This is a genomic window from Pantanalinema rosaneae CENA516 (assembly GCF_050753385.1).
Classification (GTDB): Bacteria; Cyanobacteriota; Cyanobacteriia; order Leptolyngbyales; family Leptolyngbyaceae; genus Pantanalinema; species Pantanalinema rosaneae.
The window spans coordinates 202,378-220,183 of the sequence record NZ_JBLZFZ010000001.1 but is presented as its reverse complement, the minus strand read 5'-3'; the positions used below and the strand labels follow the sequence as shown (position 1 = coordinate 220,183).

The following is a 17,806-nucleotide window of genomic DNA, read 5'->3' as shown; positions in this document are numbered from 1 at the left end:
GCTGTGAGGCATGGATAGCGGTGGTCATCACCCCATACCGTTGCTACTGTTCCGAGCAATCGCTGTCCGTGTATTCGTGTTACTTTTTGGATTGAAATAATGTAACACGAATAGCTAGGGAAAGTAGCTCTGAGACTAAGTTACAGGGTTTTATCCCTTGGTTCATCAAACTTAGCTGTGATGGCAGGATGGATTTTTTCAGCAAATTCGATACAGTAGCTCTTGTGTACCCCCCTGTTTAATTAGCTACCGTGTATACACAAGTTGTTTGTTTGATGATTAAGCCTGTCTCGCCCCCTTTTCTAGTATGCCCGTAGGGCTATAAACCCCCAATGCTGGGGGACTTTGAAAGTTCTAATTCCCCCCAATTCTGAGGGGCTAGGGGGGCGAAATGTAGGATCTTGAGGATGAAGATGTGTGTACACCGTAGGTTTAATTGGAGGTGACTGAATGAAAGCGGCAATTATTAACCGTTATGGTGATGTTGATGTGTTGCAATATAGCGATGTCGATCGCCCGGTGATTAAACCTGATCAGATGTTAGTCAAGGTTTACGCTAGCAGCATTAATCCAATTGACTGGAAAATTCGTCAGGGTAGGTTGAAACTTTTAACAGGTCGAAATTTTCCATTCGTCTTAGGCTTTGATTTAGCGGGTGACGTTGTCGAAGTTGGCGATCGTATCACTCGCTTTCAGATCGGGGATGCGGTTTATGCTCGGCTCGATCAATTGATTGGTGGGGCATACGCCGAATATGCGTTAGTTAGCGAACAGGCGGTGGCTCTGAAACCCACAACCATGAACTATGTGGAAGCGGCAGCGGTTCCACTAGCGGCAATGACTGCCTTGCAGGGACTACGGGATGAAGGAGGTTTAGCGAGCGGTCAGCACGTCCTGATCAATGGGGCTTCCGGGGGGGTAGGGACTTATGCGGTGCAACTGGCAAAAATTCTAGGGGCGAGTGCAGTGGTGGGAGTTTGTAGTGCGAATAATGCGGATTTAGTCAAACGTCTGGGAGCCGATCGGGTGATTGATTATCAGCAACAGGATTTCACGCAGGAGGCGACTCGGTATGACATCGTATTTGATGTGGTTGGCAATCGTGCCTTTAAAGACTGTAAACGGGTACTGCAACCTCAAGGGGCTTATGTCACTACACAGCCCTATCCAGCCAACTATGTTCAACGTTTGTTGAGTTGGTTTGTGCCTGGTCAAAAATACAAGGTAGTATTGCTCAAAACCAATGCTAACGATTTGATATTTCTTAAGGAACAGATCGAGGTGGGCAAATTGCGATCGGTGGTTGATCGAACTTACCCATTAGCGGAGATAGCGGCTGCTCATGCCTATAGTGAGACGAAACGGGCTGTGGGCAAAATTGTGATTACAGTGGCACAGAATTGAGCAGATTGTTCGGGCGGGTTTAGCAAATTAATCTACCTCCTCTGATCCATTTGCTGACACAATCCGCTCCTAGCAAAACTTGAACTGATCCCAAATTAAATAAACCTTGCGACACAGCCCTTGCACTGATCCCCCTCAGTCCCCTTCATAAGGGGGATGCCGAAGGCAGGGGGCTCAATCTGTAGCGTGTCGAGATTAAATTGGTATGATTTAATCCCCATTCCTAAGGAGTGATTTTCATTTCAAGTTTCCCTAAACTGAGGCAATGCCTGGGAGAAAAGAGATCCCGTTGTAGGGTCAGCTTGCGTTGAAAGGGGCTGTTGCATCCGTCAAACGATCTGGCAAACCTAGCCTTACAGATATTTTGTGGGCTAGAAAGCACCTTAAGCAGGAGGTTGGATTGAGTAAGAGCGATCTTACTCATTGACTAGCTGTTTTAATTTCTCCAATAATGCCTGGGCAGTTTTCGCCTTTTTAGGGTCTTTTAAGGCTTTGGGTAAGGCTTTAATCACCTGCTTAAACTCCTCCTGGAGAGAAGGTGATTGATTTGATTTTGTTTCCTTTGCTCGTAGTTTCACCTCCGCCAATGATAGGTTACTGGCGATCGTATCTTGCAATAGTTCCTGCCGGGTCTGCTCATCCTTGACCCGCGCAATAATCGTGGCTTTGGTATACTCAATTTGTCCCTGCTGCAAGGCATCTAGAATTTCTGGTGGGAAGTTGAGTAGGGGCAGCCGCATGGTAATGAAAGACATCCAGCTAATCCGCCCGATCGTCTCAAACACCTGGGCGATCGTCGCAAAGGCAGTTGCCTCCTCTAAAGTGGGTTCTTCCTGGCGCTGTTGCTGGTTCTTCATGCGATAGAGCAAGGAAGTGACTTCTGACACTGAACATTGGAGTCGTCGCGACAGTAGCCTGAGAATCCCCTGAGTTTCTTCAATCGGATTGAGGTCAACTCGCTGTAAATTTTCTAGCAACGACAGCACGATCGCTAAATCGTCGTCTATATCCAGAACTTCGACAGGAACTTCCGTGAATTCTGCTGCCAGTGCCGATCGTAGACGACGTTCTCCAGCGACCAACTGATATTTACCATCCGGTAGTGCTCTCACCCAGAGCCGTCCCCGAAAGCCAAACTCGCGCATTGCGGCAGTCAATTTGGCTTGTTCTTCGGGGTCAAACCAGCGGCGGGCTTGCTCAGGATCACGCACAATGCTGGTGATCGGAACGGTAATAGCATTCTTCGTCGGAGAGGCTACCTGGGTTCCCACTAATGCCTGGAGTTGTTGATTAAAGGCTTCCAACTCAGCAATTCGCTCCTGGGCAGATTCTAATTCGGCAGTTTGCTGACTGAGCGAGAAAAAGTCAGCACTTCTAGTTGCTTTTCCCATTAATTGTCCCTCAGTGATGCGGTCAGATCGTTACAGATGGGTAAGAAGTCTTGACAGGCTTTGTGAGCTTTACGATGGAGGGGAAGCGGGATCCCGCGATCGCTGGCATTGATGAACTCTCGACTATATCGAATGGATGGATAGCAGGGAATATTTTGCCCCGCTAACATTTGCGGAAGTAGCTTGAGATAATCCCGTTGGATGGACTCTTCCTGGTTATAACGGGCTGGTACAACACCTAAAATCTGTGGTGGTGGATTCAGGCGCATTTCTTTGCAACTAATTCGGTACCAGGCCAGTAAGGCATCACAGCCCGATAACGATTTGGGGGTTAATTCAACCGGGATCAGGAGGTGAGTTGAAACGGCTAAAGCAATATCATTTAAGCTACCTAAGGTGGCTGGACAGTCCAGAATAATCAGTTGATGCGGTAAGGGAAAATCGCTCAACCGATCTTGCAGGATATATTCCCGGCGTTTCTTGAGTGCCAGTTCTAACCCTGTCTGTACCATCACTGGTCCACCACGACAAATTTCGACCTTGCCCTTTGGTTTGCCCCAACTGGGGGTAGCCAGAGGCCAATCCCCCGCAAAGTCATCAGATAACACGTAGGAAATGGTTTCTTCCCAGGCGGGATTTTTAGATAAGCCAGAGAACTGCGCCATGCTGACATTGGTATCCAAATCCAGGATCGCGACATCTAGACCGCGACGTGCCATCTCATAGGCAATGTGGATTGCTAGTGTGGTTTTACTCACTCCTCCAGAATTAGCGCCGATCCACAACACAATTTGCTTGAGTTTGGTCGCTACCTGAGCGGGTCTAACCTTTGGGTTTGCAAGGGGTGACATAGGTTCCAATGTAAGGGTTGAATGGTGACTTATTCGGGATAGTGAGAACGATCTAACCTGAGGTATGGGATCAGGTGTAGCTCTAAATGGTCAAAGCTAAGGGAAGCGGATTTAAGGTCATTTGACAGAAGTTTTCAGTTCCCAATCAGAGAAATGCTGGTATAGCCACTTGAGTAAGAGCGATCTTACTCAGAATTTTTCATCTCACTACTTGAGTAGGATCGATCTTACTCAGAAGGATCAAGTAGGGATTTGAGTAAGAGCGATCTGCCTCACGATAGTCAGTGCGATGATAATATATCACTGTAATTCCCATCTGAAACTTTTTTTAGTCACTTCATAGTACAAGCTTACCAGACTGGGACGATCGCGATTAATGCCGCCGCCGCTTTATGATTGAGGGGCTTGGCAAAGAAGTAGCCCTGACCATATTCACACTGGAGGTTGCGTAATTGCTGGAGTTGCTCCTCGGTTTCGACCCCTTCGGCAACCACTTCCATTTCCAGGTTTTGGGAGAGGGTCAGGATCGCCTGGACAATCTCGGCATTTTCCCCTTCAGAGGTCATGGTGCGAATAAAGGAGCGATCGACTTTTAGCGTGTCGATCGGGAACTGGTGCAGACGGCTGAGCGAGGAATAGCCAGTGCCAAAATCATCAATACAAATTTGCACCCCTAATGCCTTAAGTTGCTGGAGTAGAGTGGCGGCTGAATTGGCATTCTCCATAATGCCGCTCTCAGTGATTTCCAGCTTCAGGCGATCGGGAGCCAACTCTGTTTGGTGCAACACGTGAGCAATTTGATGAATCAGATCGGGTTGCGAAAATTGCTTACTGGAAAGATTGACATTCATGCTAAGTGAGGCTGCCATCGGTAGATCCAGTTGCCACTGGCGTAATTGCTGACAGGCTTCCTGTAACACCCATTGCCCAACGGGCACAATTAATCCGGTTTCCTCGGCAACGGGAATAAACTCTGCGGGTGGAATTAAACCCTGCTCAGGATGCTGCCACCGCACCAGGGCTTCAAATCCACTTAACTGACCTGTGGCTAAATGAATAATTGGCTGATAGAACACTCGCAATTCTTGGCGATCGATCGCCCGTCGCAAATCGGTTTCTAACTGTAACAATGCCACTGCCCGGTTATGCATCTCGGTATTAAAGATGGCATAGCAGGCTTTACCCTGGGCTTTTGCCCGATATAAGGCTGTATCCGCATTCCGCAGCACCTCCTCCGGTTGTGCATAACAGACTTCGTTGAGCGCAATCCCAATACTGACGCTGGTATAAATTTCGTGCCCATCCAGACTAAAAGGCTCTCGAATTGCTTGATGAATCCGCTCTGCCACATGGGTAGCATCTCCCGGCGTTTTAATCGGGTCAAGCAGAATCGTGAACTCGTCGCCTCCTAACCTGGCTACGGTATCGCCGGGACGTAAACAGGCTTGTAATCGGTGAGCGATCGCCACCAGGAGTTGATCTCCCACCAAATGTCCCAGACTATCGTTGATCACCTTAAATCGATCCAGGTCAAGGAACAGCACCGCAAACTGTTGATCACAGGCGCGTTGATTCCGAGCCAAGACATGCCGTAACCGATCCATAAACAGCAGGCGATTCGGTAAGCCCGTCAGGGCATCATGGAAGGCATCATGGGCTAATTGATCTTCCATGCGTTTGCGATCGGTAATGTCTACTACCTGGGCGATCGTCTGCCAGGGATTGCCCGCCGGATCTCGAATTAGAGTGGCTTGTAGCAATGCCATCACGACCTTACCATCCTTGGCGAGATAGCGTTTCTCAATTTGAAAATGGGTCAGCTTGCCCTCAAGCAGTTGTTGGGTAAAGGTCAGATCCGTATCTAGATCCTCGGGATGGGTAATGTCGGCAAAGGTCAGATCTCGCAGTTCGTCGGCTGAATACCCAATCACCTCACAAAAGGCCTGATTGACCTTTAAGAATTGACCATTGAGCGTGTTGAGCGCAATCCCGATCGGAGCCAATTCAAAAATCAGGCGGAACTGTTCTTCACTCTTGCGGAGGGCGGCTTCTGCCTGACGGCGTTTGGTAATGTCAGTGGCGATGCCATCCAGACGACAGGTTTTGCTACCGATATCACAAATACTTTGGCAGCGATCTCGGAGCCAGCGGATCTCGCCATCCGGGCGAATAATCCGATATTCCAGGTCTTTGCTGCCAGTTTCTAACATGGCTTGAGATTCAGCAATGACCCGATCGCGATCGTCGGGATGAACCACCTCCAGCCAAAGATCAGGATTCTGGAAAAATTCGGCAACAGGGCGACCGTAAAGCTTCTCAGCCGCCGAATTGAGATAAAACAGTTCCGAGCCAGTAGCCGAAGTAGACCAAACTACGTCATCGAGGGAATGCAAAATGCTGTTCAGGCGCTGTTCACTGTCCTGGAGGGCGGCTTCTGTTTGCTTGCGCTCGGTGATATCCGTAATCATTCCCAGGGCTCCAGCATACTGCCCTTGCTGATCAAAGAAGGGAGCGGTTGAAACGATCGCCCACAATTCGCTGCCATCTTTGCGGCGGAATTTAAAGTCATGGGTTTCAACAATGCCCTGGCGACGGCGGTCTAAATTTTGGTTCGCGATCGCAATGCCTTCTTCATCCATAAAGGAAAACAGGGTTTCACCCATCATCTCAGAGATCGAGTAGCCCAGCATCGTTGCCATTTGGTGGTTGACAAAACTGGTTTGATTGTCCCGATCCAATACCCAAATGCCTTCGGTGGCTGTTTCGACAATGCGGCGGTATTGTTCCTCTTGCTCCCGTAAGGCTTCCTCTGCCTGTTTGCGCTGCGTGATATCAGTCTGAATGCCGACGAAATGGGTCAGATAACCCTCCGCATCAAACACGGGAGCTACATGTAACTCATTCCAAAACAACGTGCCATCCTTGCGATAGTTCCTCAGAACGACATGACACTCCCGATGGGCTTGCAGCGCCGATCGCAATTCCGTTAAAGCTAATTGTTGCGTATCGGTTCCTTGTAAAAATCGGCAGTTGTAACCGATCACGTCCGCGGCGGTATAGCCGGTCATGCTTTCAAACGCCGGATTCACATAAATAATCGGATTATCCGGTTGATTCGCATCCGTTAAAACAATGCCATTGCTGCTGGCGGCGATCGCCCGTTCCATTAACCGCAGCCGCGCCTCGGTCTGTTTGCGCTCAATGGCTGCCGCCAGAACGTTGGCGATCGCTTGCAGAAAGTGAACATCATCTTGAGTGAAGTTGCGGCTGTGTTTGGTATAGCCACCCAGGACACCAAAGGGGTGGGGTTGACCGGGAATCACCACATTAATGCCACTAACTACCTGATGATTGTGAAGCAACGGTGGGCCGCCAAACTGAGGATCAATTCGGAAGTCCTCGACAATGACTGGTGTTTGATGCAGGAGTGGATAACCAATTTGAGAATTTGCCTGTACTGCGACCCGCGCGGCTCCGACTAATCCCTGTTTCCAACCAACACCCATTTGTAGTTGTAAGGCGTTACCCTCCGGCGATCGTTCAAAAATGCCACAACAATCCACCTGCAACACCTCAGAAACCTGGGAAACTGCCGCTTGCATTAACAGAGCCAGGTCAAGTCCCGCTAAGGCTCGTTGTCCTAACGTGGCGACTGCCGCTTGCTGAAGTGCCCGCACTTGAAACTGTTCTCTGCTGTCCCGGAGTGCCTGTTCAGCTTGTTTTTGAGCCGTAATATTGCGCTGAATGGTGGCTAAACATAAAATTTCGTTGGTTTGGGGATGTTTAACTGTAAAGCAACTGCGATGCATGTCCAGGGATTCGCCAGTTTGAAAGTGACGCAACTTGCCCTCGCCCTCATGCCTGCCAGTGGTTTGTAAGGTTGGCAACGTGATCTGACAAAAGTGGGCTAAATCGGACTCTGGGAGGTATTCTGCGATCGATTTATTTAAGGCCGCCTCCAGACTATCTAAACCGACGAGTTCCCGTCCTGCTTGATTGACGTACAACACTTCGCCCGTCAGAGATGACATAGCAATAAAATCATTACTGTTTTCCACCAGGGCGACAAACTTTTGCCATTCAGATTCAAGCTGCTGGCGCTGCGGAGCAAGATGCTCCTGAGATGCTGCGGGAACGGAGGTCTGACGTGATTCTGTCCAGATCAGGAGTGCGGCTGGGGTTTGCTCATACTCTACCAGTTTGGCTGTAATCAGCGCCTCAAAGGACGTACCCGTTTGGGTTTGGAACGTAACGGGATAATCCAATAACGTCACGTTAGCGTGTAACTGAGCCAGGAATTGCGCCTGATCTGACGGATTGGCATAGCAGGCGGCAGTCAGGAACTCAAAGCGATCGTCGGGGGAGATGTCAAATAGGGGATTGACCAGGTGATTTTTCAGCAGCATCCGATCGGTTTCTAGCGCCACGATCGCGATCGGGACGGGGGTTAGCTCTAAAAGATCATCGACCAGGGGGGACAGTTGGGTCGCCGGGGCAACGGCAGATTTGGAGTAGGAGATCTCCCGGTAATTGGCGGGGCAGGGCGGAACATCCCCTGGAACCGATCGCGGGACGGGTTGAGGTAAGTTTAAGGCTGGTGTTTGAACGTTTTTTTGATCAGTTTGGTGACGAAGAAATGTCATTTGCCGGAGTCCTAAACACGATGAAACAATCAGCCACGCAACTGAATAATTTCTAGAAGAACCAACCAGCTATTGGGCGGATAGCTAAACAGTAATTAAAAAGGTTTCAGTAGAATTACGGTAGACATGGAACTATTTAAGATGAAATCGGCTGGGGTGACCGAGTAGATGTCCCTAAACGTAAAACGCAGCCTGAGATCGTCTCAGGCAGTAGGGATGAGAAAACGTTGCATCTTAACTTTCATTAAAGAATCGACGGTAAGGTATTCTTAATCTTGCACATTTCGATAGATAGCGTAACTTTTTTTACGAATCTTTTACAGCAATAGATTCAGTCAAAAATCTAACCAAATAAACTTCAGCAGAATAAATTTAACTGCACGATGGATAGCATAATGCAAACATCCAGTTCAACCAGTTATTTTATGAAGGAATTTAAATAAGCTACTCAGTTCTTCTGTCAGGGAAATGCTGAAGGTGAGCACTCTCTTCGAGGAATTGATAGTTCGATTAAATTCATGCTTTTCAAGCCGATCGCTTAGCTCGCGTCAGATCAATCCCTACCTGTTGATAAACCGGACGGAGTAATTGCCGAATTCGGGGTAATGCTCGATTAAAAATCAGTGAGCCAACAATACAGAAAATTCCTCCGATCAAAAGTGTGCGAGGAGCACCAATCCAGTCCGCTAAACTGCCTGCGGCTAAACTCCCGATCGGTAACATACCCATAAATGCCATCGTATAGAAACTCATGACTCGACCGCGTTTATCATCTTCAACGATGGTTTGAATAATCGTATTGCTAGAAGCAAACTGAATCAAAAATCCATAGCCCACGATCGCCATCATTAACGCCGATAGCCATAGCGTTGTGGAGTAGGAGAAAATGATTAACCCAGTGCCCATTATGGCGGGAGCCAGAGAAATCCATTTGCCCAAGCCTAAAATGCTGCTCCGCAGACTCAGAAACACGCCAGCTATCAGGGCACCGATGCCTGAAGCGGCAGTGAGGATCCCTAAAGTATCTGCCCCTCCTTTGAGCACCTCAGTCGCAAACACAGGCAAGAGAACCGTGTAGGGCATGCCCATAAAACTGACTAACGCCAGGAGCAGTAGAATCGCACGAATCGGCTTAAAGCCAAAAGCATACTGCCAACCTTCCCGCAGTCGTTCCCCAATTTGCGGCAGTGAAATGGGCGATGATGGGGGGGTGAGGCTGTGAGTAAATCGCATTGCCAGTAAGGCGGCGATCACCGCGATGTAGCTCAGCCCGTCGATTAAAAAACAATAGCTAGCCCCGAGGGTTGCCACAATCATTCCGGCGACTGAGGGCCCAATTAATCGAGCACCGTTAAATACCGAAGAGTTGAGGGCGATCGCATTGGCTAAAGCACTCCGATCGTGGACCAGTTGAGGGACAAAGGCTTGACGGGTGGGTGCATCTACGGCATTCACTAAGCCTTGAAATAGCGCCAGGGCAATGATCTGCCAGACCTGAATCGTGCCCATTAATGCCAGAACGGCTAACGTCAATGACTGGATCATTGAAAGAGCCTGGGTGATGATGAGAACATGATGACGGTTCCAGCGATCGACTAATACACCACCCAAGGGCACTAACACAAAGCTGGGAATCTGGCTGGCAAATCCGACCATGCCTAACAAAAAGGGAGAATTACTCAGTTGATAAACTAGCCAGACGGTGGCAATCTGGGTCATCCAGGTTCCGGTTAACGACAACCCCTGTCCAAAAAAAAACAAGCGGTAGTTGCGCGATCGTAGGGCGGGAAGATTCAAAATACGACGGATGGGATTCTGGCTCATTCAAGCTTAGTTTGAGGAACTAACCATTAGCGTGACGCATGACTCTGGGGAAAGACTCTGACTCCGGGCAGATTCAGCGCCTGGTTGAACTTGGCACGATCGAACTAAAGTCGTGATTCTGTCTCAACCAGAACCCTATTACCCAAGGCTAGAGCTATGCCGATTTCCTCGATTGTGATTGGTAGTATTACCTTAGTTGTTGCCTTTGGCAGCTTTTTGATCCGACCTCGCGATCTGCCGTGGGCAAAACGGTTGGATCGCCCGAAATGGTTGTTCTTTGAGCCAGCAATTCCGCTGATTTGGACAATTATTTTTACCTGCGGTGCTATATCTGCCATGCTGGTCTGGCAACAGGAACCGGGTAGCCTCAAAACCTGGCTATTGATGGGATTGTATTTGTTGTTGGAGGTGATTACGGTTGCCTATATTCCGGCAACGTTGCGACTCCGGAGTTTAGCCGTGGGTACGGTACTGGGTGGCTTAGGGGTCGGCTTAGGACTACTGCTGACCCTGGTGGTGACGACGATCGCTCCATTGGCGGCTCTGTTGCTGGTACCGTATGTATTGTGGAGTCCGATCGGAACGTACACCACTCGCCGCATGATTGATCTCAATCCCGAAGCCACTTAAGGCATTGTTTGGGCTTCAGAGGCTGGCTGTAATGCTACTGCTCGATCGACGAGTTCTTGATAAACCAGGAGCGTATCGTGGAGGACGCGATCGACCTGTAACCAGGCTAAATTTTGTCGCGATCGCTGCCGCCAGGTTTGGAGCAATTCTGGTTGCTGGAGTAACTCAGTAATACTGCGGCTGAGGGCATCGACATTGGCAGGGGGAATCAGGATGCCTGCATGACCCTGATCGAGAGCTTCGGGAATGCCATCCACGTAACTGGCGACGATCGCACAGCCGGCTTCCCTCGCCTCTGATAACACCAGACCAAACGGTTCGCGATGGGAGGCAAGCACAAACACATCTGCCGCCTGTAAATAACCTTGTGGTTCCGGTTGGAAGCCTTCAAAGTGAATGCGATCGCTGACAGAAGTTTGCTGGGCCTGGAGCGTGAACTGGGCGCGATCGGGCCCATCCCCAACTAGATAGAGATGGGCAGTGGGACAGTCCTCTGCGATCTGGGAGAAGGCAGCAATTAATTCCGCAATGCCTTTACGCCGATACATGCCTGCAATAGTGACGATCGCTGGACGTTGTAAGGATTGGGACACAAGGCTCTGCCGTTGGCGAGGACTATTTAACGTGCCATTACGGACGACCCGGAGCTTATGGGCAGGAATCCCCCGTTGCTGCATGGAATCAGCCACCGCCCGACTCACAGCAATCACGCGATCGGCCAGTCCCATTAAAACAGCGCTACGCTGGAACTCATTATGTACGGTGGAGACGAGCGCATAGGAAAACTGCCGCTTCAGACCCCATGCCAGAACGGCTCCAGTGATCATGTGGGCATGGACGATTTCGGGCTGAAAGTTCCGGAGGATCTGCTGCAAGTGCCAAGTTGCTTTGAGCAAATTCAAGGGATGGCGACGCTGATTCAGGCAGAAGTGTTTAACTCCATAGGTTGCCAAGAGGGTTTCGTATTCTCCACCGGCTGAAGCGATCGCGACCTCATGCCCTGCCTGTGCCTGGAGACACGCCAGATCGATCGCCACATTAATAATGCCATTACCCAACTCTCGAATATCGTTCAGCAGGTGCAAAATTCGCATGGTAATTACTGAGGAATGGGAATTAAATTAGGTCGAGTTTTGGTAGGGGCAGATTTTGCCGTCAAATCCATTGCAGAGCGCAGATTGGTCTGCTAAAACCCGCCCGTACAGTGGGCGGATTTATTTAATCCACGATTTTTAGCTGGTTTGTAAACTGTTCTGATGGATGACCTGTTGTAAAACATCAATGTATTGTTCCGTTACTTCCTCCACCGAAAATGCTTTGGCCCGTTGTCGTAAAACCTCTGCTGGGAGTGGTTGCTGAATGGTTGAGACAATCGCCTCTGCCAACGCCTCTGCATCGCCAACGGGAACCAATTTGCCATATTCGCCATTGGCTAAAATTTCGGCGGGACCACTCTCACAATCTGTAGACACGATCGGGGTTCCGGCGGCCATTGCTTCCGCGACGACATTGCCAAAGCCCTCAAAAATTGATGACAAGGCAAATACCTGGGCTTTTGCCATATAGGCATAGGGATTGTCTACAAACCCTGGTAAAGCCACATCCGCCGCTAATCCTAATTGCTGAGTTTGGGCTTCGAGTTGCGATCGATCTTCGCCTTCCCCCAGAATCATTAATCGCGCTGAACACTGTTGCCGAACTCGCGCAAAGGCATTCAGTAAGGTTGGAAAATCTTTCTGGCTGACTAATCGACCTACACCCAAAATCACCGGGGGTTCACCCGCCGCAAACCAGGGGTGATCCACGGGAGCCTGCATTTTTTGCAACACCTCCGGAGTCACGACCGGATTGTGAATCACTGGAATTTGATCGACGGACAACCCCGTAATGCTTGCCACATCAGCAGCGACTCCGTGGGACGCGGCAACGATTGTATCTGCCCAGGGATAAAACCACCGCACTAATAACGGTCGAATCCGACCCATCGTATGGGGCTGGTGATTGCGAAATTGGCGTGAGAGATGGGTCTGCACACACATGATCGTTTTGGTCGAAACCCCTGCCAGTCGCTGCGCCCAAATCGCAGAACTGAGAATATCGAGGGCAGAAAACAGTACCGTCGGCTGTTCCTGTTGCAGATAGTGCCGCAGGGCGATCGTTTTGGAGATCAGCACCGGAAAACGGGCTTGCAGATCGACGACTCGAATCGATGAGGGGACAGAGGCTAGATAATCGCCTTCGGCTTTAGCTAAAACTAAATCAGTTTTTAAGCCGCGTTCTGCTAATCCCTGCGCCAGGTGCAGCATGGCACGTTCAGCACCCCCTCCGGCTAAGGCGGGTAAAAAGATGCTGATAGAGGGTTGGTTAAGTAACTGTGGCATGGGTAGGAGTCCTTAATGGGTTGATTCAGGTCAATGACACGGCATTCAGTTTGCAGAAATTGGCTTAGTCGATCGGTCAGTCGCATCAGCACTTGAGCGCTCAAACTGATTGAGTAGTTGAGCAATTTGGTGATTAGTGCGATCTAAATGAAACCGTTGGCTGACTTGCTGTTGGGCTTGCTGGGCGATCGCATTCACCTGCTGCCAATTTGTTCGGCAGTGGTTGATCGCCGCCGCTAAATCCGCCGCATTTCCCGGTGGTACTAGCCAGCAGGGAATTCCAGAGTTGACTAATTCCAGTGCGCTACCCAGTTGGCTGGCAATTACTGGTCGCCCACACAACATCCCTTCCACGATGACTCGCCCAAAGGGTTCTGGCGCGATCGACGTATGGGTAATCACATCACAAACATGCATCAATGGCACGATATCCGATTGAAATCCCAAAAACTGGACGCGATCGAGTAATCCCTTTGCCGCAACTTGAGCCTGGAGGGTCTGAACATACTCCTGTTCCCCGAACAGCGCATCCCCCACTAATAGGGCTGTCACCGGTTCTGGGCAGAACTCCAACGCCTCTAGCAATACATGCTGTCCTTTCCAGGGCGACAAGCGACTAAAGTGACCAACCACAAAGCGTCCGTTGAGTCCCAGTTGGTGTTTTAAGCGATCGACCTGTTGGCGATCGCAGTCATACGCTTGGGGGTTAAACCCGTTATGAACTATGGCGGTCAGTTCAGGACGACCACCGGCGGCGATAAAGGCGGCTTGAGTTGCTTGGGAAACCGTGATGACGAGAGAGGCACATTGATTGGCCAGTGTCACCGCTAACCGCCGATTTGCCGCACTAAAATGGTCTGCCGAAAGAATGTCATGCAAATGGTAAACCAGGGGACGGCGGCTAAGCCTACTGGCTAATGCCCCAACAACTAAGGCTTTTTGCGTGTTGGCATAGATCACATCATAGTGCTGACTCAGTTGAGCCACTTTCACGATCAGAGGTAAGAGTTGCCCTAAGCTACTCAATCCCTGTAGCCAGGTGCTTTCTTTGCGGACTGAAATGGCTTTGCTGGCTAACACCTGGACGGGAATCTGCTGCTGCTCTAGAAGCTGGTGAAAGGGCCCATCGGTAAATAGACCCACCAAACAGCGATCGCGGTAGGATTTAGCTATATCAAGCAAACATAATTCGGCTCCGGCGGGTTGCCCACTTTGATCGAGAAACAAAATTTTCATCATGCTAGACCTGCTCCCGCACTCTAATTTAGCGTTACTCAGAAACCTGATGCCTGATCATGCCAGGGCTTTTCCAGGTAAGGTTTCTAACTCGATATATTGCTGCGATCGTTGATAGGAATAGTATTTTTGTCCGGCTAGTGCCATGCCCGCAAAGCTCCACATTATGACCCCAGACAGGGCGGCTGTGGCTATGCCTAAACCAATTTGGGCAAATACGCCTAAACTAATGGCGCGGGCGGCGGCAATAAAGGGATCGGAGCGTCCTTCAGAGCTACGAAATAAGGTAATAAACAGTAAAAAGATACTGCCGAGATAGGGAATGGCACCAAACCAACCAAACGTAAAAAAGATACTTAAAATGCCACTATCGTTACTGCCAAACGCATCATGCGCCAGGGTAAATCCGAAGCCTTCTCCAGCGATTTGGGATAATGCTTGTCCAATAAAGTCAGTGTATCCCGCTAGGCGATCGTTGTAACTGACATCACCACCAGACACATCTGTTAAGGAGGTAAAACGGCTGTTGATCACACTTGCAAACGGCTCCAGAGCAATCAATGGCATTACACAAATTGCCATAATCAGCATGCTGACGACTAAGCGCATTTGCAGCTTTGGTTTGAGAGTCGGAATAAAGGCAACCAGTCCAACCGCCCAACCTAACCAAGCCGATCGCACCAATGATAATAAAAATGACAGATAACCGACGCTGACGGCGGCAAATCGCCATTGGCTCCGGTTGCTAAATAATAGTAAAAGCCCTGCCATCATCACTGTGGCAAAGGGTCCGGGGGAATTCATGGTACTGAAGACCCGCATTCCTAATGGCTCGGCAGTACCAAAGGCTAAGGCTTTAGTGTTGATCAACCAAAATCGATCCCATTCCGGGGCAATCAAGTATTGCAAAATGCCATAGGTTCCGGTAATCAATACACACCACAAAAACACCCGTTGAAACGTTTGGGCATAGCGCGGATAATTCCGCCAATGGATAAATACATAACAGCCAAATAGGATTGGTGTCAGCCAGTTGAGTAAGGGCACAATGACGGCAGTGGGTGATTGCTTAATCACGCCAACGAGAACAGCATAAACCACAGCGACGATCGCCAAGATAAAGGGTAGCCCTCCCTGGCGAGATAATCGGGGTAAAGTCCGGACAAAGGCTAATGCGGTCACCATTAACACCAGGAAGGGGGCTAATAACACCGGACTGGGATCGACCCAACCACTATGTTGATCAATCAACCGCCGCACAAACGGTGATAGAAAGGCAATCCACCAGGCAAATCCCAGGTATAACTGTGGCGCTCGGGGATAGAGGAACACCGCGACCAGAAAAGCTCCGGCGGGGAACAGCAGTCGCATCAATCCGCCAGCCTGGGCAAGGATTCCCAGAGCCGTGAAAGCAACGAAGCCCAGAATCGCACTCCAGGCAAGGGCATCATGGCGATCGGTAGGAGTGCTAAGGTGTGGCATGATTGGTCGCCTGTCGTTCTAATTCATACAGTTTGAGTTCCTTCAGGAACATGTAATAGCTCCATAGTCCGGCAAGGGCAAATCCGGCTAACCCCTGGCGATACATGCCATACCAGAGATACTGCTGCAAGAATTTGGCGGAGGGTTTCAGCAACAGCCGCAGGAAATTAAACCGTTGTCCATTTAGATGTGCCTGTTGAGCATCGAGATCGGTGTAGCGATTGAAGCGAATTACCAGATCACTTAAATCCCGAAAGCCGTAATGCCAAATTACTCCTGGTAACTGCACAACTGGGGCATCGCCAATATTGGGACCTTCATGAACTAATACATCTTTGATCCGAAAAACCTGCTTGTTGTATAGCCGCGTGTGGGCTTCAGGACGGCTATCTAACCAGCGATCCCAGAAATCCCCAATTCGTAAGGCTGAGAAAGCATTTGCCGTCAAGTCAGGCGTTTGCTTCCAATTCAGTAAGGCATCAGCAAGTTGTCGATCGACCACCTCATCAGCATCAACAAAGAAAATCCAATTATATTGCGCCTGATCCGCCCCAAAATTTCGTTGATTGGCATAACCCGACCAGGCATTGTAGTAGACTCGGCACCCGAGCTTCTGGGCAATCTCTGGAGTATCATCCTGACTGCCACCATCAACGACGACAATTTCATCGGAAAACGGCAGGCAAGACCGAATGGCGTTGGCAATACATTCCGACTCATTCTGAGCAATGATCACCGTTGAGATGGCGTGATGCCCGATCGTTGGTGTGATCGGTGGCTCAATTCGTGGCTGGGTAGGTGCGGTCATAATTCACTCTCCTTAAATCGCGAGCTTTTTCGTAGCAGGCAAGGTTATTTTGAGCAATGCGTAACCAACTATAGGTTTGCGCCGTGTCATACGCCTGCCGCCGGAGTTGTTCCAGGTAAGCCCGATCGTTGATCAGTCGGTCTAATGCCTGCTCGATCGCGACCTGATCGCGGCATGGAATAACGATCGCATCCTGCCCATCTCGGACAATTTCCAACGGTCCCGGAGTGGCAGTTGTAATCGGGGCTAATCCACAGGCCATTGCTTCCACCAGGGCGACACCAAAGCCCTCAGAGATGGTAGGAAAGAGTTTAATGTGATGTCCTTTCAGCAGAGAGGGTAAGGTGTCGTGGGCATAACGAGGCACGATGTGAATGCGATCGTGAACAGATGGATCAAAATCAGCGTACACCTTCGCCTCCGGGCATTCCGTCCCGAAGAAACTCACCGAAACCTGGGGATAGCGTTGCAGGATCGTATTCAGGGCAGGCGAGGCATAATGTACCCCTTTCCGCACAATGTAAGTTCCTATTTGGGCAATCCGGAGGGTATCATCCGGTGGTAATGGGTCAAACGGGCGATTGAGAAAGGATTCTGGAATGCCATTGGCAATAATCTCGGCTCGTTCCGGAGCAACCCCAAGCTGGTCAACGGCATACTGGCGATCGCGCTGATTCAAGAACAAAGCAACATCGGCATACCGCATCGAAGCGGCGGCTTCCCACAGGCGAATGCTGCCTCGATATAAGGGATACTTCCAGCTAAATTGCAGGTGTCCTCGTTTGACCTCTTCCAGATATTCTTCATGCTCAATATGTTCTAACCCATGACACCGGGCAACGATTAAAGGACGTTGTTTGCGTTTGTGATTGAGCATTGCCCACACCCAACCATCTCCAGTGGAGGCATCAATCAGATCAACTGCCTGGTGGCGTTCTAAGCTGGCGATGTGGGCGGCAACAAATTCGGGAAAGGCGGCGACTTTGGCAAGGGGATGTAATCGCTGGGGCAAACTATCGAGAGAATAATAGTCTACTTGATGCCCTAATTGTTGATATTCTTGACCCAGTCGCCATGTTACGCCTGCTGCACCAGCATTGATATTGAAGTTATAGTGGCAGGTGAAAAGGATATTCATACAAACGTTAACTAGAAT

General features: G+C 49.8%; 12 protein-coding genes. 2 read left to right on the top strand and 10 right to left on the bottom strand.

Annotation, left to right across the window (positions count from 1 at the left end):
* Positions 1-450: 450 nt before the first annotated feature.
* On the top strand, positions 451-1,404 hold the full coding sequence (locus tag ACN4EK_RS00760; RefSeq protein WP_431655410.1) for an NAD(P)-dependent alcohol dehydrogenase: 954 nt from the start codon (positions 451-453) through the stop codon (positions 1,402-1,404).
* Positions 1,405-1,820: 416 nt separating this feature from the next.
* On the opposite strand, the gene ACN4EK_RS00755 is transcribed toward ACN4EK_RS00760, so the two are convergent.
* The 4 genes from ACN4EK_RS00755 to ACN4EK_RS00740 all read right to left on the bottom strand — a co-directional run bounded on the left by ACN4EK_RS00755 (position 1,821) and on the right by ACN4EK_RS00740 (position 10,113).
* Entirely contained in the window at positions 1,821-2,795 is a 975-nt protein-coding gene (locus ACN4EK_RS00755) for a ParB/RepB/Spo0J family partition protein (RefSeq protein WP_431655409.1), read from the bottom strand.
* Entirely contained in the window at positions 2,795-3,646 is an 852-nt protein-coding gene (locus ACN4EK_RS00750; RefSeq protein ID WP_431655408.1) for a ParA family protein, read from the bottom strand. Before ACN4EK_RS00750 ends, ACN4EK_RS00755 begins: the two co-directional genes overlap by 1 nt.
* Before the next feature lie 350 nt (positions 3,647-3,996).
* Positions 3,997-8,289, bottom strand: a complete 4,293-nt coding sequence (locus ACN4EK_RS00745) for a PAS domain S-box protein (RefSeq protein WP_431655407.1) — start codon at positions 8,287-8,289, stop codon at positions 3,997-3,999.
* Between the two features lie 525 nt (positions 8,290-8,814).
* Complete coding sequence (locus ACN4EK_RS00740; protein WP_431655406.1) at positions 8,815-10,113, bottom strand: MFS transporter; 1,299 nt, start codon at positions 10,111-10,113, stop codon at positions 8,815-8,817.
* Between the two features lie 156 nt (positions 10,114-10,269).
* Here ACN4EK_RS00740 and ACN4EK_RS00735 point away from each other — a divergent pair, with 156 nt between their 5' ends.
* Positions 10,270-10,743 carry a TspO/MBR family protein gene (locus tag ACN4EK_RS00735; protein WP_431655405.1) on the top strand — a complete coding sequence of 158 codons (474 nt, stop codon included), beginning with the start codon at positions 10,270-10,272 and terminating at the stop codon, positions 10,741-10,743.
* Here the strand turns inward: ACN4EK_RS00735 and ACN4EK_RS00730 are convergent.
* The 6 genes from ACN4EK_RS00730 to ACN4EK_RS00705 all read right to left on the bottom strand — a co-directional run bounded on the left by ACN4EK_RS00730 (position 10,740) and on the right by ACN4EK_RS00705 (position 17,788).
* Entirely contained in the window at positions 10,740-11,837 is a 1,098-nt protein-coding gene (locus tag ACN4EK_RS00730) for a glycosyltransferase family 4 protein (protein WP_431655404.1), read from the bottom strand. The genes ACN4EK_RS00735 and ACN4EK_RS00730 overlap by 4 nt on opposite strands.
* 138 nt (positions 11,838-11,975) lie before the next feature.
* Positions 11,976-13,124: a glycosyltransferase gene (locus ACN4EK_RS00725; protein WP_431655403.1), complete on the bottom strand. Its 1,149-nt coding sequence runs from the start codon at positions 13,122-13,124 to the stop codon at positions 11,976-11,978.
* Positions 13,125-13,169: 45 nt separating this feature from the next.
* Complete coding sequence (locus tag ACN4EK_RS00720) at positions 13,170-14,363, bottom strand: glycosyltransferase (protein ID WP_431655402.1); 1,194 nt, start codon at positions 14,361-14,363, stop codon at positions 13,170-13,172.
* Positions 14,364-14,417: 54 nt separating this feature from the next.
* Positions 14,418-15,842, bottom strand: coding sequence for an O-antigen ligase domain-containing protein (locus tag ACN4EK_RS00715; protein ID WP_431655401.1), 1,425 nt, complete (start codon positions 15,840-15,842; stop codon positions 14,418-14,420).
* Positions 15,829-16,650, bottom strand: coding sequence for a glycosyltransferase family 2 protein (locus tag ACN4EK_RS00710; RefSeq protein WP_431655400.1), 822 nt, complete (start codon positions 16,648-16,650; stop codon positions 15,829-15,831). Before ACN4EK_RS00710 ends, ACN4EK_RS00715 begins: the two co-directional genes overlap by 14 nt.
* Positions 16,622-17,788 (bottom strand): glycosyltransferase family 4 protein, encoded by a 1,167-nt coding sequence (locus ACN4EK_RS00705; RefSeq protein ID WP_431655399.1) that lies wholly within the window; start codon positions 17,786-17,788, stop codon positions 16,622-16,624. The genes ACN4EK_RS00710 and ACN4EK_RS00705 overlap by 29 nt, the downstream gene beginning before the upstream one ends.
* Positions 17,789-17,806: the final 18 nt, after the last annotated feature.